The organism is Achromobacter sp. D7-1, from assembly GCF_059760445.1.
This window is the reverse complement of sequence record NZ_JCBAMT010000173.1, coordinates 1-731: the sequence shown is the minus strand read 5'-3', so window position 1 is coordinate 731 and position 731 is coordinate 1. Positions and strand designations below refer to the sequence as shown.

The window sequence follows — 731 nt, the reverse complement described above, 5'->3', positions numbered from 1 at the left end:
TGCCTCTGTCTCGGGGGCTGGGAGATGTGTATAAGAGCCGGCGCCGGCACTCCCTGGGCGCGTTCAACCGCCGAGGCCGAACCACCGCTTGATGCGCGCCCACAGCACGCTGAAGAACATGGCCGTGGGATTGAAGCTGGCCTGGGCTGGCGCCTCGCCCGCGGCGGCGGGCCGGCGCAGCCGGGCGGTGACGTTGTTGCCGAAGTCCGCGATCATCCGGCGCACGAAGTCCTGCACCAGGCCGGAACGCGAGAACTGCGCCAGCGGCCCCTGCAGCGAATACAGCAGGTTCACGTGGACCTGCGTCTCGGTGGGCGACAGCGCTTCCAGGCGATAGGTGATGTCGCCGTTGGCGCGCGACTGGCTGAGCGAGTCCTGCCCTGCCCCACGGAACACCGCCTGCATGGCGGCGTCGTCGCGTTCCAGGCGGGCCGCGCCATTGAAGGCGGCGGACATGGGTCCGAACTTGATGGCGATCTTGCCCTTGACCCGGTCGCCCTCGTGCTCTTCGATCGAGGCGCCCGGCAGGCAACTGGCCAACGCCGGCAGATCCACCATGAAGGCCCAGACCTCGGCGGCCGGAAACGGCACCTTGAAGCCGCCGTCGATCTGGCTGCCGCGGCCTTCCTTCTTGCCCGCCGCAGTGGCGGGGGCCGCCGCCCGGGCCGGCGCCCCCGGCCCGCCCGCCGGGCGGGGGGGGGGCGCGGCCCCGGCGGCGGGCCGGGGCCCTT

General features: G+C 72.5%; 1 protein-coding gene. It reads right to left on the bottom strand.

All coding sequences use genetic code 11. The features are described 5' to 3' along the window. Nucleotides 1–63: 63 nt before the first annotated feature. On the bottom strand, nt 64–731 hold a 668-nt coding region (locus AC6LKD_RS32635; protein WP_498118545.1), incomplete at its 5' end, for an SRPBCC family protein.